General features: G+C 43.2%; 18 protein-coding genes. 10 read left to right on the forward strand and 8 right to left on the reverse strand.

The features are described from left to right. The first annotated feature begins 425 nt into the window (after positions 1–425). Positions 426–2,369, forward strand: a complete 1,944-nt coding sequence (locus LU361_RS09145) for a hypothetical protein (protein ID WP_233088544.1) — start codon at positions 426–428, stop codon at positions 2,367–2,369. 63 nt (positions 2,370–2,432) lie between these two features. Here LU361_RS09145 and LU361_RS09150 read toward each other — a convergent pair whose 3' ends face one another. Further along, a complete protein-coding gene (locus LU361_RS09150; RefSeq protein WP_233088545.1) occupies positions 2,433–4,748 on the reverse strand; it encodes a Tex family protein in 2,316 nt (771 codons plus the stop codon). A gap of 711 nt (positions 4,749–5,459) precedes the next feature. Here LU361_RS09150 and LU361_RS09155 point away from each other — a divergent pair. Further along, positions 5,460–6,422, forward strand: coding sequence for a hypothetical protein (locus LU361_RS09155; RefSeq protein WP_233088546.1), 963 nt, complete (start codon positions 5,460–5,462; stop codon positions 6,420–6,422). Between the two features lie 632 nt (positions 6,423–7,054). Here LU361_RS09155 and LU361_RS09160 read toward each other — a convergent pair. Next, on the reverse strand, positions 7,055–7,423 hold the full coding sequence (locus tag LU361_RS09160) for a hypothetical protein (protein ID WP_233088547.1): 369 nt from the start codon (positions 7,421–7,423) through the stop codon (positions 7,055–7,057). A 143-nt stretch (positions 7,424–7,566) separates the two neighbouring features. On the opposite strand from LU361_RS09160, the gene LU361_RS09165 reads away from it, so the two are divergent. Beyond that, the gene (locus tag LU361_RS09165) at positions 7,567–8,415 is read left to right on the forward strand and encodes an NAD-dependent protein deacetylase (protein WP_233088548.1); all 849 of its coding nucleotides are present in this window, start codon (positions 7,567–7,569) and stop codon (positions 8,413–8,415) included. Between the two features lie 10 nt (positions 8,416–8,425). Here LU361_RS09165 and LU361_RS09170 read toward each other — a convergent pair whose 3' ends face one another. The 6 genes from LU361_RS09170 to LU361_RS09195 all read right to left on the reverse strand — a co-directional run bounded on the left by LU361_RS09170 (position 8,426) and on the right by LU361_RS09195 (position 14,622). Continuing rightward, positions 8,426–8,908, reverse strand: coding sequence for a GNAT family N-acetyltransferase (locus LU361_RS09170; protein WP_233088549.1), 483 nt, complete (start codon positions 8,906–8,908; stop codon positions 8,426–8,428). 216 nt (positions 8,909–9,124) lie between these two features. Further along, entirely contained in the window at positions 9,125–10,687 is a 1,563-nt protein-coding gene (locus LU361_RS09175; protein WP_233088550.1) for a phosphoenolpyruvate carboxykinase, read from the reverse strand. Positions 10,688–10,892: 205 nt separating this feature from the next. Further along, entirely contained in the window at positions 10,893–11,774 is an 882-nt protein-coding gene (gene hslO / locus LU361_RS09180; RefSeq protein ID WP_233088551.1) for an Hsp33 family molecular chaperone HslO, read from the reverse strand. Positions 11,775–11,931: 157 nt separating this feature from the next. Beyond that, positions 11,932–12,372, reverse strand: a complete 441-nt coding sequence (locus tag LU361_RS09185; RefSeq protein ID WP_233088552.1) for a DUF4124 domain-containing protein — start codon at positions 12,370–12,372, stop codon at positions 11,932–11,934. A gap of 108 nt (positions 12,373–12,480) precedes the next feature. Continuing rightward, positions 12,481–13,998: a S1C family serine protease gene (locus LU361_RS09190; protein WP_233088553.1), complete on the reverse strand. Its 1,518-nt coding sequence runs from the start codon at positions 13,996–13,998 to the stop codon at positions 12,481–12,483. A 228-nt stretch (positions 13,999–14,226) separates the two neighbouring features. Next, a complete protein-coding gene (locus tag LU361_RS09195) occupies positions 14,227–14,622 on the reverse strand; it encodes an RNA-binding S4 domain-containing protein (RefSeq protein ID WP_233088554.1) in 396 nt (131 codons plus the stop codon). 308 nt (positions 14,623–14,930) lie between these two features. On the opposite strand from LU361_RS09195, the gene LU361_RS09200 reads away from it, so the two are divergent. The 7 genes from LU361_RS09200 (at position 14,931) to LU361_RS09230 (ending at position 22,406) form a co-directional block, all read left to right on the forward strand. Further along, on the forward strand, positions 14,931–16,046 hold the full coding sequence (locus tag LU361_RS09200; protein WP_233088555.1) for a glycosyltransferase family 4 protein: 1,116 nt from the start codon (positions 14,931–14,933) through the stop codon (positions 16,044–16,046). Between the two features lie 150 nt (positions 16,047–16,196). After that, the gene (locus tag LU361_RS09205; RefSeq protein WP_233088556.1) at positions 16,197–17,216 is read left to right on the forward strand and encodes a glycosyltransferase family protein; all 1,020 of its coding nucleotides are present in this window, start codon (positions 16,197–16,199) and stop codon (positions 17,214–17,216) included. Then, the gene (locus tag LU361_RS09210; protein WP_233088557.1) at positions 17,216–17,911 is read left to right on the forward strand and encodes a YrbL family protein; all 696 of its coding nucleotides are present in this window, start codon (positions 17,216–17,218) and stop codon (positions 17,909–17,911) included. The genes LU361_RS09205 and LU361_RS09210 overlap by 1 nt, the downstream gene beginning before the upstream one ends. Before the next feature lie 186 nt (positions 17,912–18,097). Further along, positions 18,098–19,135 (forward strand): glycosyltransferase, encoded by a 1,038-nt coding sequence (locus LU361_RS09215; RefSeq protein WP_233088558.1) that lies wholly within the window; start codon positions 18,098–18,100, stop codon positions 19,133–19,135. Positions 19,136–19,137: 2 nt separating this feature from the next. Then, positions 19,138–20,361, forward strand: coding sequence for an O-antigen ligase family protein (locus tag LU361_RS09220; protein ID WP_233088559.1), 1,224 nt, complete (start codon positions 19,138–19,140; stop codon positions 20,359–20,361). A gap of 10 nt (positions 20,362–20,371) precedes the next feature. Next, positions 20,372–21,466: a glycosyltransferase gene (locus LU361_RS09225; protein WP_233088560.1), complete on the forward strand. Its 1,095-nt coding sequence runs from the start codon at positions 20,372–20,374 to the stop codon at positions 21,464–21,466. A 148-nt stretch (positions 21,467–21,614) separates the two neighbouring features. After that, entirely contained in the window at positions 21,615–22,406 is a 792-nt protein-coding gene (locus tag LU361_RS09230; protein ID WP_233088561.1) for a glycosyltransferase family 25 protein, read from the forward strand. Positions 22,407–22,521 lie beyond the last annotated feature (115 nt).

Below are 22,521 nucleotides of genomic sequence, written 5' to 3' on the forward strand. Positions count from 1 at the left end.
GGAATTATTGGAGCCAAAATTTGATCAAAGCGGAAATTTTACGGTTCATCAGGGTTAATTTGATGGAACACTAACGAGTACTCCGCGCATTGTCTAAGCTACCAAAATACCCATTTACTTTCTAAAGTTAGGTTAAATCTTCATGTGTAATGTGAATTGATACTCACTTATCGACAACCGCTTATCACTGATAATTAAACATCCATTATTCTTAACTAAAATTGCCAATCAAAGCGCGGTAAACTTTGGTATTAGGTCGCCGTAATCAATCTTTGAATAGCTGTTTAATACTTTAAATTCAGCGTGTTATTGGTTATCGTTAAAGCTAATAATTAACAAATATCAAGCCAGTTATTTAGATTTAAACCCGCAGTTCTCATCCACTAGGTACTGGCCTGCAGAAATGGACTCTCAGGAGAAACTAAATGAAGTTGTTTGTTGGTCAGATTGGCTCACAGGAAGCCATCCGCAACATGATTAAATTTATCATGTTGGTGTTAACGGTTTCTGTGCTAACCGCTTGTGGCGGCGGCGGTGGCGGTTCCACTGGGACCATTGGTGAAGATCAAGGTTCTACAGGCAGTAATGGTGGACCAACCACTGGTGGTGGTGACGGCGGTGAAGGTGTTGTAGACGATGTCGTTCGTTTCGGATTCGGTACTGGTGATACCTTCCAGGAAAGCGTTATTGGTGTTGATGATCTTACTCTCGGTGCTGGCGCATCTACGACTCTCACTATTAACTTCGTTGATAGCGATGGTGATCCAGTTGATATGTCCCAGAATGTTACGTTTAGCTCTGAGTGTGTAGCAATGGGGCTTTCCGTTTTAAGTACTGATAACTTAGACACCACAATGAATGGTTTCGGGACGGTAACTTATACTGCCGATGGCTGTAATGGTGAAGACTTGATTACAGCATCGTCCATCTTGCCAGACGGTACCACTGCATTTGCTACTGCAACTATTACCGTTGAGCCAGATACTGTGTTATCCATTGAGTTCGTTAGTGCTACGAGTACTAACCTAAGCTTAGCGGGAGTAGGGGGTAATCAAACTTCTATTTTAACGTTCCGATTAGAAGGTGCACTCGGCGCAAATATTGTTGGGGAATCAGTGTCTTTTGCTGTTGATTCGCAAAACCTTGGTCCAAACAGTGGTGGTGCACAGCTTGCCCCTGGAACGGAGACTGATATTTCCAGCGCCGACGGTACTGTGAGCACGGTGCTACAATCAGGTACGAATGCTGGTAACATCAGGGTCATTGCGACGCATGATGCGACCCAAGTAAACGCACAATCTGATAGCATTGTTGTCTCTTCAGGTTTACCTATCCAACGTTCTTTTTCTTTATCAGCCAGCTCATTAAATCCGAATAGATCAGCATCTCTGGATAATGTAGGCGTGATGGTGACCATTTTGGCGGCCGATCAATTTGGTAATATTGTGGCGGAAGGTACCCAAGTCAACTTCTTTGCTGAATGTGGAACTATTGAACCATCCTGTATGATTACAGATGAAGGGAATTGTACCGTTACTTGGTTGAGTAATACCCAAAGTCAATCTATCGCTGACCAAAGATGCTCAATACTAGCTTTTACAGAAGGTGTTGAGTCTTTTGTAGATCTGAATGCTAATTCGGTATATGAAGCTTCTGATACCTTTAATGTTGATCCGGTGATGACGCCTAGTGGCAGATTAGTAGCGGATGATCTTGGTGAGCCATTTGTCGATAATAATGAGGATGGTCAGTGGCAGCTGGGTGAGCGTTTTATGGACAGAACGACTGGTGTTACTAACCAGTACGACATGGGTAATGGTTTGTGGGACGGAATTTGTTTGGAAAGTATAGTTCCTTCTGCAGATTGTACTGGTGATGATACCGCTTTAATCTTTACAAATCTCACAATATCTACGGCTGGTGACGTAGTAAGCTATGTGCTTCTAAGTGACCCTGAATCAGAAACTGTTGCATCTCCAGTTGAAAGTGACGTCGGTGAGCGATTAGGAGTTGTGGATTTGAATGGGCAGTTAACTGGGAACATAGTTATTAGTTTAGAGGGGAATTCACAAGTTATAGGTAATCCTCCATCAGAAAATACTTCAATTAATATAAGCCCTGCTTTATCAGGCGCCGCTAATCCTTACAATATTGAACCGGATTTTAGTTCACAGGGGAGTATCGGGCCTCTTTCAGTTGCACCATCTGTTACTTTATTTTACCAACTTGATGATCTGGCATTAGATGATTCTGGTAATCCAATTGAACCGCTTCCAGGTACTTTGAATCTCCAACTTGATTATGTTATCAATGGGCAGGTATCTGGGACTACGATTATCCCGGTTATTTTTGATTCTCCTGAACCTTAGTAGTGTTGTTTTGCTTCATAATTAATAAAAAGGCAGCCTAGGCTGCCTTTTTATTCTCTACGGTCACTTCTTCTTCATCGCCTGCTGCAATAAAGCTCCCATACTTCCCATTCCTGAAGACTTCTCAGTTTTCTGATTTCTAGTTTGTCTAGGTGCTTTATTTTTCGGTTTAGACGCTCCACCTGCTGTAATTTTCTCTCCAGGTTCATCAGACATTCTCATCGATAAGCCTATTCGCTTACGAGGTTCGTCAATTTCCATGACTTTGACTTTGACTATATCGCCAGCTTTGACGACTTCGCGAGGGTCTTTCACAAAGGTATTTGAAAGTGCAGATATATGAACCAGTCCGTCTTGGTGAACACCAATATCTACAAAGGCACCAAAGTTTGTTACGTTCGTGATGGTTCCTTCGAGCACCATACCTGGTTCAAGGTCGGAGATTTTTTCAACACCGTCTTGAAATTGCGCGGTTTTAAATTCTGGACGAGGGTCTCGGCCAGGTTTATCGAGCTCGGAGAGAATATCTTTAAGTGTTAATAATCCCACCTTTTCATTCACAAATTGATCAGCTTTTACTGAACGAATAAAGCTCGAATCGCCGATAATTTTGGTCACTTCTCGACCATTTTGCTCAGCAATAGATTCCACAACCGTATAGGATTCTGGGTGAACAGCTGATTTATCTAGGGGATTATCACCGTCGATGATTCTTAAAAAGCCGGCAGCTTGTTCGAAAGTTTTTGCGCCAAATCGTGATACTTTTTTGAGTTGATCACGATTCTTAAACTTACCGTTTTCATCTCGGTAGGCAACAATATTGTTAGCGATGCTTGCCGTTAATCCTGATACGCGAGCAAGCAGTGGCGCCGATGCTGTGTTGACTTCCACACCTACTGCGTTTACACAATCTTCCACGACGGCATCTAACGATTTTGCCAATTGCGGTTGGGATACATCGTGTTGATATTGTCCGACACCGATGGATTTTGGTTCAATTTTAACCAGCTCAGCTAGGGGATCTTGGAGGCGGCGAGCAATCGAGATGGCTCCCCGGATTGTTACGTCTAAATCTGGAAATTCTTTCGCGGCAAATTCGCTCGCGGAATAAACGGAGGCTCCAGCCTCATTGACCATCACTTTTTTTGCTTTGATATCGGGATTTGCCTTAAGCATATCACCGACAAATTTATCGGTTTCTCGGCTGGCAGTGCCATTTCCGATGGCAATCAGCTCTACATTGTGTTTTTTACACAAGGCCACCAATGTTGCTTCGGCTTCGATAACTTTATTTTGTGGTGGGGTAGGGAATATTGCGCCGTGATCGAGAACCTTGCCTGTTGCATCGACTACCGCGACTTTGACTCCTGTTCTAAGGCCAGGGTCGAGACCAATTGTTGCTTTTGCGCCCGCAGGAGCTGCGAGTAGCAGGTCTTTGAGGTTTTGTGCGAAAACATCGATTGCTTGCTGCTCAGAGCGCTCACGCATTTGGCTGACTAAGTCGGTTTCGATGTGTGTGAGTAGTTTGATTTTCCAAGTCCATCGCACGACTTCTTTGAGCCATTTATCCGCAGCTCGGGATTGATCTTCGATTTGCCAGTGTTCTGCAACCAGAATCTCACAGGGGTGGGTTGCTGTGATCGACGTGTCTTGATCTGCAATAACCAGTGATAGCGTGAGGATGCCATCATTTCGACCTCTGAGCATTGCTAGGGCTCTGTGCGAAGGAACAGACTTTAGTGGCTCATCGTGCTCGAAATAATCAAGAAATTTAGCGCCTTCCTTTTCTTTCCCATCAATCACGCGAGCGCTGATATTGGCATTATCAAGAAGATAGTTACGTACTTTCTCAATCAAATCGGCATTTTCTGCAAAGCGCTCCATCAAAATGTACTTTGCACCATCTAAGGCATCTTTTGCAGAAACTATTTTTTTTTCAGGGTTAATATAAGCGCTGGCTGTCGCCTCAGGGTCTAAATTTTTGTCATTTATTAATTTATCCGCCAAAGGTTCCAATCCTGCCTCGATGGCAATTTGGCCTTTCGTTCGGCGTTTGGGCTTGTAGGGAAGGTACAGATCTTCCAGTCGGTTCTTGGTTTCCGCACTGTTTATCTGGGTTTTTAATTCATCGGTTAGCTTTCCCTGCTCTTCAATACTCTTAAGAATCGTCGATTTTCTGTCCTCTAATTCCCTCAAATAGTGCAATCGTTCATCCAATGCGCGCAATTGGTTGTCGTCTAATGCCCCCGTAACTTCTTTTCGGTATCTTGCAATGAACGGAACGGTAGCGCCTTCATCTAACAAGGCTACAGTTGCAGCAATTTGTTCGTTTTTTACTCCCAGTTCGAGAGAGATTTTTTCGAAAATGGCGTTTGTCATTAAGAATATTTTGCTCTTTAGTTGATAAATTTTATTTCGATAATGAATTTAAGCTATTAAAAATCGGCGATTTGGAAAGGTTTTGAAACATTGTTTCCATATGAGTGGGGTATTATCTAAAAATTGAAGTGAGAAAAATACCAAATACGCGCACTAGAAAAGTTATAAATTGTTGAAACTTTTGAATGTAAATTATGGCAGCTGCCCACAGGCGTGGTATGTTTGATACAAATAGTCATATGGGGAGTGGGTTTTAGCCTAAATTTGATCTAGATGAATATTCAATACATTTAACGGTTATGGCTAAAAACAAAGCGTGATCTAATACCTGAATTTAACCAAACTTAACTATAGTGTTTGAATATTCTGTATATAGTCAAAGTTTATAGAGTTCGACTCAGTTCACTTTTTATAAAATTAATTCCTTTGCTTTTGGTACGAGTTTTGTGACTCAGTCATTAATATGTATGTGTTCTGAATCATAAGGCTGTGCTAGAAGGAAACAAAAAAACTAATAAAAAAACTAATAAAAATTTTGTCTTGGTATTTCTTTAGCATGGATTTTGTTAGGTAAATTCAAAACTAGCTGAATCCTGCCTCGAAACAAGAAACTCTTTTTTATTTTAAATGGCTGCGGATTATGCGGCTGCGGGATTACATTTTTTTAATTTTTTATTTAAAACTTCTATCTCGAAACGGAGCTTCCAAATTATGAGATTGATAATTTTATTATCTGCACTGGCTTTGGCCAGTGGTGCTGACGCACACGTTAGATGGTTTGTAGAAACCGATGAACAAATTTCACCTTACACCTGGAGATTCCAAGATTTTATTCTTGTGGCCCTTTCCATTGGTGCGTGTGTTGTTGCCGGTTTCCTTTCCAAAATTAGACCAGCATTTTTAGACAATGGTTTTTTTAAACCATGGCCACGTGAAATGCAATTCCGTTTATTAGGTGTTGTATTGGGTGTTTGGTTACTTTCTGTTTTTTACCACGGTGAATTTATTGCACCAAACTTATCTCCAACCGGAAATGTTGGTTTCCTTGTTGGTTTCCAAGCGATTGTGGGTATTTTGCTTTTGATCGGTCACCGAATTGCTAGCTATACGCTCAGTATTTTCTTGTTGACCGCGCTACTTATCATCAGCACTCCATTCGTTGCGTGGATTGATTACGTTCCTGAATTGATCGCGTTTGGTGTTGGTTTAGCGTGTGCTTCTAACCCTGCCCGTGCTACCAAATATTTGCGCGTGTTGCTTGGTTTGCAATTGGTTGTGTTGGCGATTCACAATAAATTATTGAATCCAAACATGGGTTTGATGTTCTTAGAAATGCACCCTTGGAACTTCTTCCCAATGATCGGTTTGACTATGTTTGATGATGCTAACTTCATTATCGGCATTGGTATGGCAGAAACTGCACTGGGCTTTTTGTTGATATTTGGCTTAGCCACGCGCTTGATTGCATTCATGGTGTTGTGTGTATTTGGTACTACTGGTTCTTTGTTAGGCATCGAAGAGCTTATCGGTCACGTGCCAATTGTTGCTGCTTTCGTGGTTGTTTTCTCACTCGGTACTGGTGAAACTAAATATAAAGAGCTTGCTCCTGCCAATATCATGGCTTCTCTAGACGGCTTAGGAATGAAAGTAAAACGTTTATTCCCAGCGAGCTAAAAAACGCTCCAGCCAATCACGGATAGATATAGAGCCCACAAGGATGTGGGCTAATCTTTTCCCCTCAAATCTCCTTCACTTCTTATTTTCCTTTCTCAAATTTCTAAATATTTTATACAGCCTTTGAGAAAAAATTAGTTAATTAAATATTAGTTTCTCTCGATGCCCTAAATTCTTTTTTTGTTGAAAACTAATTATCGATGTATAGAAAATTCTAAAATTCATACACGTTTTCTATTTTTATAAACAAAATTAAACATTAATTTTGTTTTATACGTTTGTTTTTATTGTTTACGAGGATGGATAGTAAAAAGTCATAAAACTTAATTTTGGAACTAGTGATGCCAAATAATCGTTGTGCCAAAGGTGTGAGCAAACTGAAAGAGTTTTCAATTTGTGTAATTTGATTTGTGCAATCTGGATTGGTCTATAAATATTTGTAAGGTTTTAGTTTTTATTTTTTTGGAACGATTATTAATAACTATTGTTTTTAAATTGTATCTGTGATTTTGATGCTTTATTTATTCTGAATTGTTACCTTGAATTTTGCACATCTTAACTTTAGACGGATGTACTAAATTTATTTGAATGGTCAGTAAATTTGAATTTTATTGGTTTTGAATATTTATTTTTTATCCCTGCCATTTTTTCAAAAACCAGTCCCACAGCCCGAGTGAAAAATCTGAAAAAAGATTAATCCCGAGAGCAGACTTTAATAAGTACAAAACAACCAGTCCTGTTGTTGATAGAATAATAATTCCAGATAATAGTGAGACAATTAAGAGCTGTGAGGCAATTCTTTGTTCTCTTTTGGACATGTAGCGCCGGTTTCGCCCTGCCAGAATAACGAGGTAAAAACTCCAAGGCATGAACGGTATTTGAATAACCGGGCGGGTATCGAACCAATGACGTTCTCGATTCTGAAGGCGCAAGCTGTCCGAGATCTTTTCTAGCTGATCTTCCGTAAAGGTAACCTGGACTTCCGGTGGAATGGCTGTCATTAGCCGCCGTAATTGCTGGCAGGTATGAATCCTGGTTTTCCGGGTTTTCATAGTGTTTTACGCAATCTTGCGTGCTCTTTTCGATTGATGAAGTCATGCCCTAATCAACGTTCAATTGTGCTATCACAATGTAAGGAGACTGAGTGGATACATCGGCAATAGCTCAATTACAGAGGTTTATCGACCAAAACCGAAAACTTTTTATACTCACAGGTGCTGGATGCAGTACAGACTCGGGAATACCCGCTTACAGAGATAAGCTAGGCAGTTGGTTGGGCGGAAATCCTATCCAGCATCAGGAATTTTTAGATCATCATCATGTGCGCCAACGTTATTGGTTCCGCAGCGTATTTGGTTGGAAGGTCATCGGAAATGCGCAACCTAACCTTACCCACAAACTCTTAGCTGAATGGGAGGCTAAAGGCCGTATTGAGCTATTAGTGACACAAAATGTGGATTGCTTGCATCGGCGCGCGGGATCGCGTTCCTTGTTGGAGTTGCACGGCCGCTTAGACCAAGTTGTTTGTCTCAATTGTGATGAGGTTTATCATCGAGAAAAGATTCAGAGCGAGTTGGAGTCTCTAAACCCCCATGTTATCGATGCTTTCAATCATTTCGAACCCACGCCAGGCCCTGATGGTGACGCAACTTTTGGTGCTGTGGATTATTCGTTGATGGAAGTGCCTTCCTGCATGAGCTGTGGCGGCGTGTTAAAGCCCAATGTGGTTTTTTTTGGTGGTAATGTTCCGCGCGAAGATGTGCAGGCGAGTTATGCGGCTGTTGAAAAGTGTGATGCAGTGGTTGTAATTGGCAGCTCTCTAATGGTGTATTCTGGATATCGCTTTTGTAAGCGTGCTGCCGAGCTGAATAAACCGATTGTTGTTATCAACGATGGCCGAACTCGAGCAGACGATATTTTGTCTTTTAAATTAGCCGGAGATTGTCAGCAGATCTTGTCCAAGATTCAAATAACCGAAACAGAATCTAACTAACAAAGGTTAATTAAGCTCGATTTTTTGCCGCTACGGTTTCATAGGGTGCGTAACCCATTGAGCGCCAGAAAGCTTGAGCGGTGGGAACGTCGCGCCAAGAGACTTGATGGCTCTTTGCGCCTCGCTCAGCAAGTTCCTGTTCTAACGCTGAAATCAGTTGCTTAGCGATACCTTTGCGCCTGAATTCCGGCTCAATCCAAACATTGTGAATCAATCCTACCGGTGAATTTAACGCTTCCGGTTTTTCATACAAGTATCCGCAGGCGCATCCAATAATCATGTCACCCAAGCAGGATATAAGCGTAACGGAATTAATGTTACTGCCTATCTGTTGCGCCAGTGCTTGATGAAATTCTTTTCTGTATTTGTGGTTGGCAATAAATGGTGTGGGAGGCAGGGAATAATCCAGCTTCTGCCATAAGTCGATCAGGACTCTAGAATCTTTTGGGTCAGCTAAACGGATTTTATAATCGAATTTTACTTTGGGCTGCATAACACCAGACATCTTACAAAAGCGACTTAACAGTAACTATAGGTTTAAGAGTAACTATAGATTTAACAGTAACTATAGTCAGTCATGTTAAAACTGTGTAATCAGTTTAGGTGAAATTTGGGCTGTGAGCTGAGACGGGCTAGTGATTAGGAATGATAAATAAACCTCACTTGAGGGCCAAGTGAGGTTTGGGTGTCAATTTCTTGACGCGGGATTTTAGGCTTTAGGACCTGCCGCTTCAATTTCAGGGCTAACATTGAATTTCTGAATGTTTTCAGAGAACAATCCTGCTAGCTTCGCAGCGGATTCGTCATACGCAGAAGCGTCTGACCAAGCGTTGCGTGGGTTTAAGAATTTGTCTTCAACCCCTGGAATTGATGTTGGGATCTCTAAATTCATAGATTCCAAACGCTCAGTTTCTGCGCCTTCAAGAGCACCGCTCTGAATGGCTGCCACAACTGCACGAGTCACAGGAATTGGGAAGCGAGTGCCTTCACCGTTTGCACCGCCTGCGCCGCCGGTCCAGCCGGTATTAACAAGGTAAACGTTTGCGCCGAAATCTTGAATGCGCTTCATCAGTAACTCGGCGTATTCACGAGCTGGACGAGGCATAAAAGGAGCACCAAAACAGGCAGAGAATGTCGGGTGAATACCCGCTTCTGCGCCAAGTTCGGTAGAGCCAACACGAGCTGTATAGCCAGACAAGAAGTGATAGGCCGCAGCTTCTTTACTTAAGATGGCAACAGGCGGTAGTACACCGGATACATCACAGGTCAGGAATATAACGTTTTTAGGTTCACCGGCACGGTTTTCTTCAACGCGTAATTCTACGTGCTCAAGCGGGTACGAGCAGCGACCATTTTCGGTCAGACTGGTATCGCAGTAATCCGCAACACGAGTATCCGACGTGTGCACTACGTTTTCGACAATGGCACCAAAGCGAATGGCATCCCAGATAACAGGTTCATTTTTTTGGCTTAGGTCGATGGTTTTTGCGTAGCAACCGCCTTCCATATTGAAAACAGTTCCTTTTGCCCAACCGTGTTCGTCATCGCCAATTAGGTAGCGTTCTGGATCGGCGGAAAGGGTGGTTTTACCGGTGCCAGACAAACCGAAGAACAGACAGGTGTCACCATCTTTGCCAACGTTCGCTGAACAATGCATTGGCAGTACATCTTTTTCAGGGAGTAAAAAGTTTTGTACTGAGAACATGGATTTTTTCATTTCACCGGCATAGCGCATACCAGCAATCAATACTTTGCGTTGAGCAAAGTTAATACAAACAATCCCTTCTGAATTGGTACCGTCGCGTTCAGGTACACATTCAAAATTGGCTGCGTGAAGAATTTTCCATTCTTCTTTACCTTTGGGATTGTAGTTATCTGTGCGGATGAACATGTTGTGAGCGAAGAGGTTGTGCCAGGCGGTTTCAGTCGTCGCAACAACAGGGATGTAGTAGTCGTTGTCTTGACCGACATGCAAGTTAGACACGTAGTTGTCTTTTGTTAGCATGTACTCTTGGACACGATCCCAAAGAAGGTCGAATTTGTCGGCAGGAAAAGGACGGTTAACCTTACCCCAATCAATTGCTTCAGAAGTTGAAGGTTCTTCAACAATGAAACGATCTGCAGGTGAGCGCCCAGTGCGCGCGCCAGTTTCTGATACAAACGCACCTGTTGCAGATAGATAACCTTCTTTGCGCAGCAGTGCTTGTTCAATGAGCAACGCTGCACCTAAATCAGTGTGCACGGTGGCCGAGGCCCCTTCATTCTGTGTCATTATTTAATCGTCCTATGAGCATCGAGTGGCCATTGTTTTTGATTGTTAGATTTATAAGCGTCGTAGAAAGCTGGCCACATAGCCAACTACGAGCATCCATCAATTAAATTTGAGGGGTGAATAATTATGACAGAAAAGCGAAGCATAGGCGAAGTTCTGTGCAGTCGATTTTGTCAGTTGATACTTCAATTTACATAATTAATTTTTAATGGAGTGTCGGCTTTTGTTGTAAAAATAATTCGGTGATATCGCTGTCATTAAAATTGTATTGTTTTAAACAGAATTGACAGTCAATAGTAATAACGCCGAGTTCTTTTATCATTTGATTTACTTCATTTTCTCCCAGCGATAAAAGCGCTTTTGCTGAGCGTTCTCTGGAGCAACCGCACTCGAATTTAACCGGGCGACTGTCAAAGGCGCGAACCTCAAACTCATTAAATAACCGATAAATTAAAACATCTTGGTCTAAGTCCAATAATTCTTCTGGCTTAACGGTTTCAGCGAGATGATTTACGGTTTGCCAGTACTCGGCATTATCGTGCGCATTGGCAATAACTTGTTTAGGGAGTGCTTGTAAAAGCAAACCGGCGCAGCGCTGCTTTGATTGGGCAAACCAGAATCGGGTTTCTATTTGCTCAGACTGATGAAAATAATGCTCTAAACATCCGGCTAAATTATCGCTGTCTAACGGTACTATGCCTTGGTAACGTTCGCCCTGATCAGGCTCAATAATTATTGCTAAATAACCGTCAGAACCAATTAATGTTCTAATGTCCGAGGTATCGATAGCATTAAAATCCACAGACTCATCCATCCGGGCAACGGCGCGAAGAGATTTTTGATTAGAACTTTCAGCCATAATTAAATTGAGTGGGCCGCTGCCTTTCGCTTGCAGTGACAGCGTACCGTCAAACTTTAGGGTCGACGACATCAAGCTTGCTGCTGCGAGAAACTGTCCCAATAATTGTTCAATTGGCTCGGGAAAGTTTCTATTTGTAATCGCTAATTCGTAGGCTTGCTCGAGTTGAACAACTTCACCTCTAATATCAGCTTGTTCGAAAATAAAACGTTTTTGTTGGTCAGTCATGGCAATCTTGGCACTGATCTGTGTGTGCCGATCTAATAAGAAAATGAGTAAACCCGATGAGTGAATCACTCACCGAGTGGTTTGTCGGTCAATATGGAGGCAAAGATGGCGATTTCAATTGAGGAATGCGGAAAAGGTATTGCGTTTTAGGTAACGCTTATTTGCAGAATTTTTTGATCGCTTGCCTCAACTTTTCTTCGCGGCGGACGCGCTCTTCTTCGGTGATGTCGTATTGCGTTCCATCGGCGCGTTCAAAGTATACTGGGCCTTGGATTTTCTTCAGATTGGCCCGTGCAAGTGCGCAGTCTTTCTGACGGCGAGCAAATTCGCGCTGCTTTTCTTGTTTCTTTTGCGCGTCTGCGGCTTTTTCTTGTGGAGTTTCGGGAAGGAATGCGCCGTAATCGCCAGTGCCTTGGCTTTCTGTCACATTGACGGTGCCGAGTTGTTCGGTCAAGTCTTCTGACTCTCGTTCCGCTGGTTTGCGATCACTGAAGCGTACGTTGCCGTTTTCATCGACCCAGCGATAGATTTCCGCATGAGCAAGCATGAGTGGATTAACAAAGAAGAAAGTGGCAATAAGCAGAGCGAAAGTTTTCATAGTCAATATACTTGGTTACCTGATTGACGACGAATTAATCAACCGTCGTCAATCATTTCAGCAGATCCAGGGCGTTTGTCCAGTCCACTAAGTGTATCTTCTTAGGCTTCAGTCTTGTACCGCTACGTTCTCAAATAATCCTTCTGAAAAAGACGCTGGCAGTCCGTACAACTCTTCAATTTCACTTTCAGTTTTCAAGGCTTCATCGTGGTCGATGATCATTTGATAGCCTTGATCGTCAGCAATGTGGACAAAGTCGCCTGAGAAATTGCGTAGGGTTTGCGCAAAATCATTGAAGTTTTTAACCGGTTCACCATTGATGGAATGAATAATCCAGTTGCTCCAGTTGTGATAGCCCAAATTTACATCAGCTGCCAAAACTTTGAGTGCTACGATCAGTTCCTGGCGCTGTGGGGTCGACCAGACACCGCGAGAGTACAGGAATTCCACTGGCGCTTGATTGTGCCAATCACGCCCCCAGCGTTTGATTAGGTTCATGTTCAAAGGCACAAATACCACGCCGCCATAGACGAGATAGCGTGGGCGCTGATCGTATTGCGGACCCAATACCAAGCTTCGATTCGCACTGTTAAGTTCTGCGGCTGATTGTATCTTTACGGTCTCTCCGTTGCGTGAAACCACCAGATTCAGTTCGTCGCCGGGGTGCATATTATCGACAATGAATTTGAAGTTGGAGCGGAGGTCTTCATCCAGTTTGATGGTTTGATCGTCTGCTATTTGGTAACCATTGATCGACAACAGTATGTCTTGCTCCAGTAACTCGCCGGACAGCACGCTGTCTTCGAACACTTTGGTGACCAAAATACCATTGTCGTCTTCCGACAAACCATGAGCACGCTTACTCGCAGGCCCTTCTAAGCCTTGGGTTCTGAATCCGAGGGCTGGAACACCGTGGTATTGACCGTCCTCAGCGTCTTTTAATACGTGATTGATCACTGGTGGTGGCACAAAATAACCGAGGTTCTCAGCACGGCCACCGGCATTTGCTTGCATGACGACACCGACAATGCGGTTGTCTACGATAACTGGTCCGCCGCTGTTGCCTGGGTTTATCGCGGCATCAATTTGGCCTGCTAACAGAAAGCTGCCTGCGTGGGCGTAACGTTGGTGCTCCACGCGCGATAGAATTCCTCGTGTGATGCTCAGGGTTTGTCCGCCAAAAGGGAATCCGAAAACCGAGACTTCTGTGAGCGGCTCAGGCATCTTGCCGATTCTAAGAGGGTTCAAACCGTCGAAAAATGTGGCGTCCTCAACACTCAAAATGGCGAGGTCGGCTTCGTGGGAAACGAATTCAACGTTGGCTAGGTACTTTTTCGGGTCGTTGTGCTTCTGCACTTGCAGATAGCGGGCATCGGCTACTACATGGGCGTTTGTAAGTATTCGCTTACCTTTGATGACCGCGCCAGAGCCACTGGTTTGCTCAAGGTTTAATAATCGCCACGGAGTGAAATAGTCCGGTGCAGCACGGGTTGTGTGAATTTTGATGACTGCTTGTTTTAAACGTTGAAGTGCTTTTACATCTTTGGAAACTTCATCAGCCTGTACGGTGAAAGATATCCAATACAAGGCGAGTAGGCATATGAGCAATCGATTCAGTATTTGCATAAGACCATTTCTAGTTTGATTGTCTATTGTTTGACTGTCTATTGAAGGTATCAAGAAGCCACTGATTGATCTTGAGATTAATCAGGGTCTCCTATAACGACATTTTAGACCCTAGAATCCTGGGAAGTGGCAACTCAAGTTATTTCAAAACTGTAACATTTATTCATCTGGCTTCTGTTCATCGACGTCGAGAAGAATTATTCCTCATAAGGGTGGTGTTCTGGTTTTCTATTCAGGCGCATCCGGCTCTCTGCGCTTAAATCGATGGATCTGTCGGCGCTGCTTTTTATTGGGCCGGTTTTCGTGAAGAATCTGCATGATTCCGCCAGCCTTGCGTTGAGCCTGAGCGTTTTCTCGTTGGCTAATGCTGTGTTCTGTCTCTTGATACAAAAGCCGTGCCTCTGGTGCCCCTCGCCGCTTGTCTGACAGAGCTTGAACGACAATTTCCATTTTGTCCCAACCTTGCTGAATTGTTAGGTGTAATCCTACGGTGAGTTCTTTGCTGGCTTTTACGCGGTGGCCGTCGCAATGCACTTTGCCTCCCTCAATGGCTTGTTTCGCCAGATTTCGGGTCTTGAAGAAACGTGCAGCCCACAGCCATTTATCTATTCGAACTTTTTCCATCAACGTCGGTTGTCCATTAATGCGATTGGTCTCTTTTGAGTGATCCGTACTTATTGCGTACTTCTTCTTGAGTGATTAGTAGCGGGATAACTGTATGATTGGAAATAGTGTCACGAAATTCAATTTTGTTCACGTTCCGTTGCATTCTAACGGTGCCGCATTGGCGCGTTTTTCGGAGTCCGTAAAGTTGACGGTAGTGCTCAAAAATAGACAGTGAATGGTTTGTTTCAACAATAAGGCTACTGAAACTATCGTGAAGTCTATACAATGCTCGCCGTTTTGAAATGGTTATTGAGACGGCGAAAGCTTTGCGAATAGTACAAATTTTACCGGAGTTAAACTCCGGAGGTGTGGAGCGCGGAACGGTAGAGTTTGCGCACTATTTGACTGAAAATGGTCACGATTCTCACGTGATTTCTGCCGGTGGCCGATTGGTGTCTCAACTCACCAGCGAAGGCAGTGTTCATCACACGATGCCCGTGCACAAGAAGCGCCTTTCCAGCTTCTTCCAGATTCGTCCTCTCCAACGTCAGTTGGAATTGATTCAGCCCGATATCATTCATGTACGCTCCAGGATTCCCGCTTGGTTAACCTGGTTTGCTTTAAAATCGTGGAAGAATTCACCCAAACCAGGTTTGGTATCGACGTTTCATGGTTTGTATTCTGTGAGTCGTTACAGTGAAATTATGGGCGCTGGTGCCGGGGTTATTGCTGTTTCCCATTATGTGAAAGACTATATCGGTAACAATTACCCGCGTATCGATCTCGATAAAGTCACTGTGATTCACCGCGGTGTCGATACAGATCGATTCAACCCCGAATTTGTCGCTGACGATAACTGGCGTAACACGCTGTTTTCTCAGTACCCACAATTGAAAGATAAACCGCTCATTTTGATGCCCGGTCGCCTGAGTCGTTGGAAGGGACATCATCAATTTATTGATTTAATGGGTCGACTACAGCATCAGGGAGTCCAAGCTCACGGCGTCGTTGTGGGTGGGCCGACTCCCGGAAAAGAAGATTACGAAGCCGAAATCAAACAGCTGGTTGTCGATAAAGGCTTAGCTGCTGATGTTACCTTTTTAGGTCATCGCGGTGATATTCAACAGCTGTATTCCATCAGTGATGTGGTTTGCAATCTTTCGCAAAGGCCTGAACCTTTTGGTCGAACCGTCACCGAAGCTTTGGCGATGAATGTGCCAGTAGTCGCATACGATGAGGCTGGACCTGGCGAATCTTTGTCAGCGTGTTTTCCCGAAGGTTTGGTGGTGAAAGGGGATGATATTGGGCTGGCGAATACCGTTGCCAAATTGTTAGCGTCCGATCATTCTCATTCAATACAGCTGCCTCATGAATTTACCCTGCTAGCACAAGCAGAAGCGACGGTTGATGTTTATCGTCAAGTGCTCAATGGCCGTAGTTGAATGCCCGAGAATAGGCATTTATCAGTCAGTTTGCTTGGGTGATTTGAACCTTATATATTGAACAGATTTTAATGGCAGTACTCATTGACGGATTCATGCAATTGCAAATTCGTAAACTGCTTTAGATTATTTTTTAAGAAATTCAGATTTATGCGCATTCTTCACGTTGCTCATCAACAGCTACGCAAATACGGACATAATCGAGTCAGCTGGGGGCAGAAACTTTATTTTGGCTTGATCCGCAATAACCACTGTGTGCAAAGTTTCAGTGATCGAGATGTCGCGGCTTTTGAGGCTCCCTTAGGTATTCGAGATTTGGGTAAAAAGAAGGCAAATGCGCGGTTATTGCAAACCGTTGAAGCCTTTGAGCCCGATCTTATGATTGTGGGTCACTGCGATATTATCGCTAATGAAACCCTTGAAGCAGCTCGCGCCATTAATCCAAATTTAATTATTGCAGGTTGCAATAATGATCCACTATTTGTTCCTGAGAACGTCGATAAAATAAAAACTCGCGTTCAAGTTGTGGATTCAATGTTTGTTTCGACCGGTGTGAAGGAGCTCGGCCTGTTTAAAGGCGCTAGAGCGAAACTTTGGCACATGCCCAATCCGGTGGATACGTCGATCGAAACCTTTGATGCCTCAGCAAGTACGTCTTTGCCCACCGATCTAATTTTTTGCAGCAAAGAAACCTCCTACACCGAACGAGGCCGTTGGGTGGAAGATTTACAAACGCAATTACCGAAAGCAATTAACTTTAAAACACCAGGCAGTTTTGGTCAGCCGGGTGTTTGGGGGCGCGATTACGATCGTGCACTGTCCCAAAGTAAGATGGGATTAAATCTGAACCGTCAGGAAGGTTTGCACTGGTATTCATCGGCTCGAATGGCACAACTGGTGGGCAATGGTTTGTTGACCTTTACTCACGAAGGTGGTCAATTTGATGAATTATTGCCGCCGGAATCATTGGTGTATTTTTCTGATTACGACGATCTTAAAAATAAAGTTGTGGAGTTTCACCAAGACGACGCTAAACGGCGCTACTGGGCGTCACGAGGCAGAGAGTTTTTTCACCGAGAAATCAATTCAACTTTGTACGCCCAATACATTGTTGAGGCGGCGATGGGCTTACCGTTCAGCCATGCCTACGTTTGGGCTGAGAATCCTTAATGATTAATTTAGGCACTGAATCGCAAGCGTTTGCCCGTGGAGGTAATCGTTTGTGCTTTTTTGATCCTAGCGATTCAAAACGTTGTATCAAAGTTTTGCGACCTGATCGTGATCCATTAACGAAAAGGGCACAGCGAGGCTTTCCCAGAAATTTAAAACCTTTGCGTTATTTTGACGATAATCGAGAAGAGTTTTTGGTCTATCAACAGATTGAAAAGTCCGTTGGTGAGAGTGCGTTTGAACTTATTCCGCGCGGCTTTGGTTTTGTCGATACCAACTACGGTCGTGGGCTAGTCAGTGAAATTATTACTGACAGTGACGACAAGATATCGATTTCTCTAAAACAATACGTTTGGACTCAAGGCATAACCGATGAGCTTAATTCTGCCCTTGATCGGTTTAAACGCCGTTGGTCCGAATTAGGCATGCCGTCACGTAATTTACTGCTTCACAATATTGTTGTTCAACAAGACGGCGGCGTCATTAAACGTCTGGTGGTTATTGATGGCTTGGGTTGGTCAGATTTATTTCCGTTGGCTTACTGGATACCGTCTATTGCTCGTAAAAAAGCCAAACGCAAAGTAGGGCGTTTGCCGGAATCGATCAATGAGCTTATCGAGAAGAAAACGCTGGGGAAAGATTGGGGGTATCACGGTTGGCTCGACGACAGTAAGCGAGAGGTTCCCCCTAATTAGATCGATGCTCAGATAACTATTGTGAGTCAATATAAGATTCGATCGTGAAAAATAGTCAGTTTGTTTTTTGATTCGAAGAATAAGACTGAGCAAATTAAATTGCCGCTTTTTATGAACGCTTTTAAAAAATCAAAAAGCCGGTTGCTGTCATCGTGATTAGTGAGTGTACAGAGTTAGAGAATAGATATGCCGAATGACTTAAAAATTGCGTCAGTTTTAGCCGGAGCCAATGTGGGCGGTGCTGAAACTTTCTACACACGATTTTCTTGCCGATTGCATCAGCGTGATGCTGCCGATGTCAGAGTGTTCACTCGAAAAAACGAACTCAGAGAAGCTGAATTTAGTAAGTACAATGTGAATACCGAGTTTTTTCGATTCGGTGGCAAATTGCATTTCTTAGATCATTTGCGTTATCAAAAAGCACTCAAAAAGTTTGACCCCAGTGTTGTTATTACATTTATGAACCGGGCAACACAGCTGACTCCGGCGAGCCAGCGTTACAAACTTGTTGGTCGTTTGGGGCACTACTACGACTATAAATACTATCGCCATTGTGATCATTGGGTGGGCATTACCAAGGGTATTTGCGATCATTTAATTCGCGGCGGAATGCCTGCTAAAAATATTGTTCACATTCCTAATTTTGTGGATGAATCTGACTGTGAGGCTATCGACCGAAGCAGTTTTTCAACACCACCAGATCAACCCATTATCCTCGGGTTGGGTCGTCTTCACGTGAATAAAGCGTTCGATACCTTGTTACCTGCATTTGCAAAATTGGCTACTGGCACCTTGTGGATTGCCGGAGAGGGGCCTGAACGCGAGAATTTAACTACCCAAGCTGAAAGCCTTGGAATATTAGACCGAGTTCGTTTTTTAGGTTGGCGCACGGACGTTAATTCACTGTTAAAAGCGGCGGATTTATTTGTGTGCTCATCGCGCAGCGAAGGTCTTGGCAGTATTTTATTGGAAGCTTGGTACAACGGTTGCCCGATGGTGTCGGCAAAGTCTGAAGGACCAAGTGAATTGATTTCGCACGGAGAAACTGGTTTGTTGTGCGAAATCGATGATGTGGATGTGATGAGTCAGCATATGAAAACAGTATTGGAAGATAATCAACTCGCTGAATCATTAATTGCCAACGGCACCAAAGAATATCAGACGAAATACAGTGAGAAAATCGTCATTGATCGTTACTTAGAATTTTTTAATGAGATTGCGTAAAGGTGTCTGTCGCTAGTTTTTATCAGAGTAAAAGTTTTAAAAATCACTGGATTGATTTTTGGTTCGGTGCGTTACTGCTTGGGTTTTACTGCATTACCGTTGGTTTTTTGGTCTTTCCAAGCAATTCCGGTATCCAATCAAGCTATTACAGTTTAGTTGTCATACCCATGTTTGCACTGCTGCCGGTTATACGGCCGAGCAAAGTCAATTTAAAGCTGTTATTTATTTTTTTATCGGCACCTGTTTATTTGGCGATATCAAGCTTTTGGGCTGATCCCAATATCGCAACTGCTTATCGAGAACCAGTGTTCTTTTTCAAGCTTGTGCTTTTATTGCTTTTACTTTTTTTGGCCGTTCGAATGTTACTGGATAGGAACCCTGAATTTCCTATCACTTGGGTTTATGTGATGGCTTTTGTTGGCGGTGTAAGTGCCGTTGCCAGCTTGGCTGATTATTTAATAACGCATCACTCAGTATTACCCAATAAGTTTCCTCGTTTTAAGGGGTTAATTTGGGGCGGCGATACCAATCGGGTTGCTGCGTTTTATACCGCCGCCTTTTTAGCGAATTTATTTGTATTTTTTAACGCTAGCAAAATGTACAAATGGCTTGCGGCGGTTAGTGTTGTTCCCTTGGTTGCTTGTGTGTTACTGGCGCAGAGTAAAGTCCCTTTAGCGGTTATTCTGTGCTCAGTTTTTGTTGTTATTTTTTCTGCACTAAAAAGAGGCAATAAGTTGTGGGTGCTAATTGCATTTGCTCTTTTACTTGCCATTGGGCTGTGGTTGGCGTTTGGCACAAACACCTTTTCAAGACAATATTCCTTTTTTATTCGCGGTGAGATCTGGAGCGTGGCTTTAGAGGAACTGGGTTCCCAATGGTTTTTCGGTGCTGGGTTAAACTATCGAGTCAGTTTGGTTGCTGATGGCACCACTTTCGGTCAAGCACACAGTTTTATTATCGATGCCATGCGTTTTGGCGGGATCGTTGTTGTCTGTCTTTTAATATCGCAAATAATTACAGGTTTACTTAACGCATATCGGCACATAGCTAACCCTATTGTGATGTTCTTACTCGTATGGTGGTTGAGTGGTATGGGGACTGCGCTTGTTGAAGCACAACAACCGTTGATTCGTCCAAGTTATGTGTGGTTTTTGTATTGGATTCCGTTGATAATGATCATTCAGGTATGCGACACAAAACAATCAGTGCGTACGACCACTGATTAGCAGTTAAACGATGGGTATAGAAGAAGAGCACTTGAACACAAAAAACACCGTTAAGGTGCTAGCTTGGCCTAAAGAGAAAAACTGCAAGAATAATCCGTATAACCAAATTTTATACGGAGCGATGCCTGATGGCGTAACGGTTAATGAATTCCATCCACGCAAAATGCTGGTTGGCGACGAAGCTATTTTCCATATCCATTGGCCGGATATGATTCTGCGCAATAAGCGTTGGTGGCGAATTATATGGCGATTTTTACGTCTCCAAAAAGCCATCAAAAAAGTACAGAAATCAGGTGGAAAAGTTGTTTGGACGGTTCATAACCTTAAGCCGCATCAGGCTTATTTTCCGTCACTAAGCGACCTGTTGATGCGTCGATTTATTGATAATATTGACGGTTTAATCTTTCTTACTGAGAGTAGTCGTAACGAGTTTCTCATCTTATACCCTGAATTCGAAGATATCGCTTTTCGTATCATTCCCCACGCACACTATCAGTCTTACTACCCGTTGGTGAATGATGGTGACTGCGATAAAGCTAAAGCGGTCGCTACTGATCGGCAGAAGCTAGGTTTGCAAGACAGTGATTGCCTGCTACTAATGTTCGGTAAGATTCGTGCACACAAAGGCTTAAGTGATTTACTTGCGGCAAAAAATACACTCAGTAATCCGAATCTGCATTTGATGATTGCTGGCAGTACGGGGGGATATCATGTTGATAATTCAACCTTTGATTCCCTAAAGCATGACCCCCAATGTCACACCGTTTTTGAACATATTGCCGATGAAGACGTTGCTGCCTATTTTGCTGCTGCTGATGCCGTCATATTACCCTACACAGATATCCTAAATTCAGGCACGGCTATTTTGGCATTGTCTTTTGGTGTCCCCATCATTGCACCGGCATTGGGATCATTGGTGAGTCTCAACAAATTGTTTGGTGATGAATGGGTATTCCTTTACGAGCGCCCTCTGTCATCAGAAACTCTTGATCAGGCCCTAACTTGGTTAAAGGGGCGGACAGTCTCTGAACCCGATCTGTCTGAATTAGCCCCTGAATTGGTTGCCAATCAGACATTGTCTTTTTACCAAGAGCTACTTGGCTAACCCCCTAAACTCCTGTATATCGCTATTTTACTATCTATTTGTGTGTTAACGCGCTCCAGCGCATGGTTTCGACAGAAAGTTATTTTATATCCTAGTTTTTAGTGTTAGATTTTATAACGAAAAGCAGATACTAGATCGGACTAACATCGTGAAACTTGTCGTAATTACTCTAAATCCAGAATCTTCAGTTGTTCAGCGTTTAGTCCAATCGATAAAATCACACACTCTTTCCGTTGACGAATTCTATGCCGTTGATGGCCGAGCCGGTACACCTGCATTGGTTAAAGGCGAAAGGCTGTCTCAAACACGTTCCTTGTTAAATCGTCGCTTCCCACTGACCAATACCGAAATCGGCTGTTATCTATCTCATTATCGAGTCATTAAAAAAGCCTACGATGAAGGCCATGATCACGTCTGTATATTAGAAGACGATGTTGTTTTGGAATCCAATTTCGGTGATGTGTTAAAAGAAGTGGTCTCATTGGGTGTCAAAGCGGAATTCGTTCGGTTAATGGCGTTAAAAATACGAAAGAGAAAAGTAGTGCAGTCGCTATCGCAGCATTGTGATTTAGTGAGACCGCTAAGAGGTTCATTGGGCACACAAGGTTATGTGCTCAATCGCTCGGGTATGAAAAAAGTGTTGGATAAAGGTGCTGTTATCAGCATGCCGATCGATAAATTCTATGACAGCTTTTTTCTTTGGGGATTACATTCGTTTACCGTCGAACCTCATATTATTTTTGAAAACCATGTGCAATCCAGTATTGCTAAGACCGATGGTAAAACTGAAGGCGGTTTGATGGTGAATGTAGGCTATCGCTTAGTTAAGTTATACCGCAGTCTTCGTCGTTCGTACCATTTTTGGGTGAATTTTTCCGATTATTCACCGGCTGAATTTCCCGAAGAATCTGTTGGTAAAAGCCAGCGTTTAAGAAGTTAGTGCGGAATTAAAAACTGCATTTACTGGCTTTAAACAGCCGCTTTTATGCTCAATCTCAGAATCCTTTCTAACAATAATTTCTACTTAATTCCTTATTTATGAGGCGTTATTTTTG

Origin of the sequence: Sessilibacter corallicola (genome assembly GCF_021290925.1) — a bacterium.
Lineage (GTDB): Bacteria > Pseudomonadota > Gammaproteobacteria > Pseudomonadales > Cellvibrionaceae > Sessilibacter > Sessilibacter corallicola.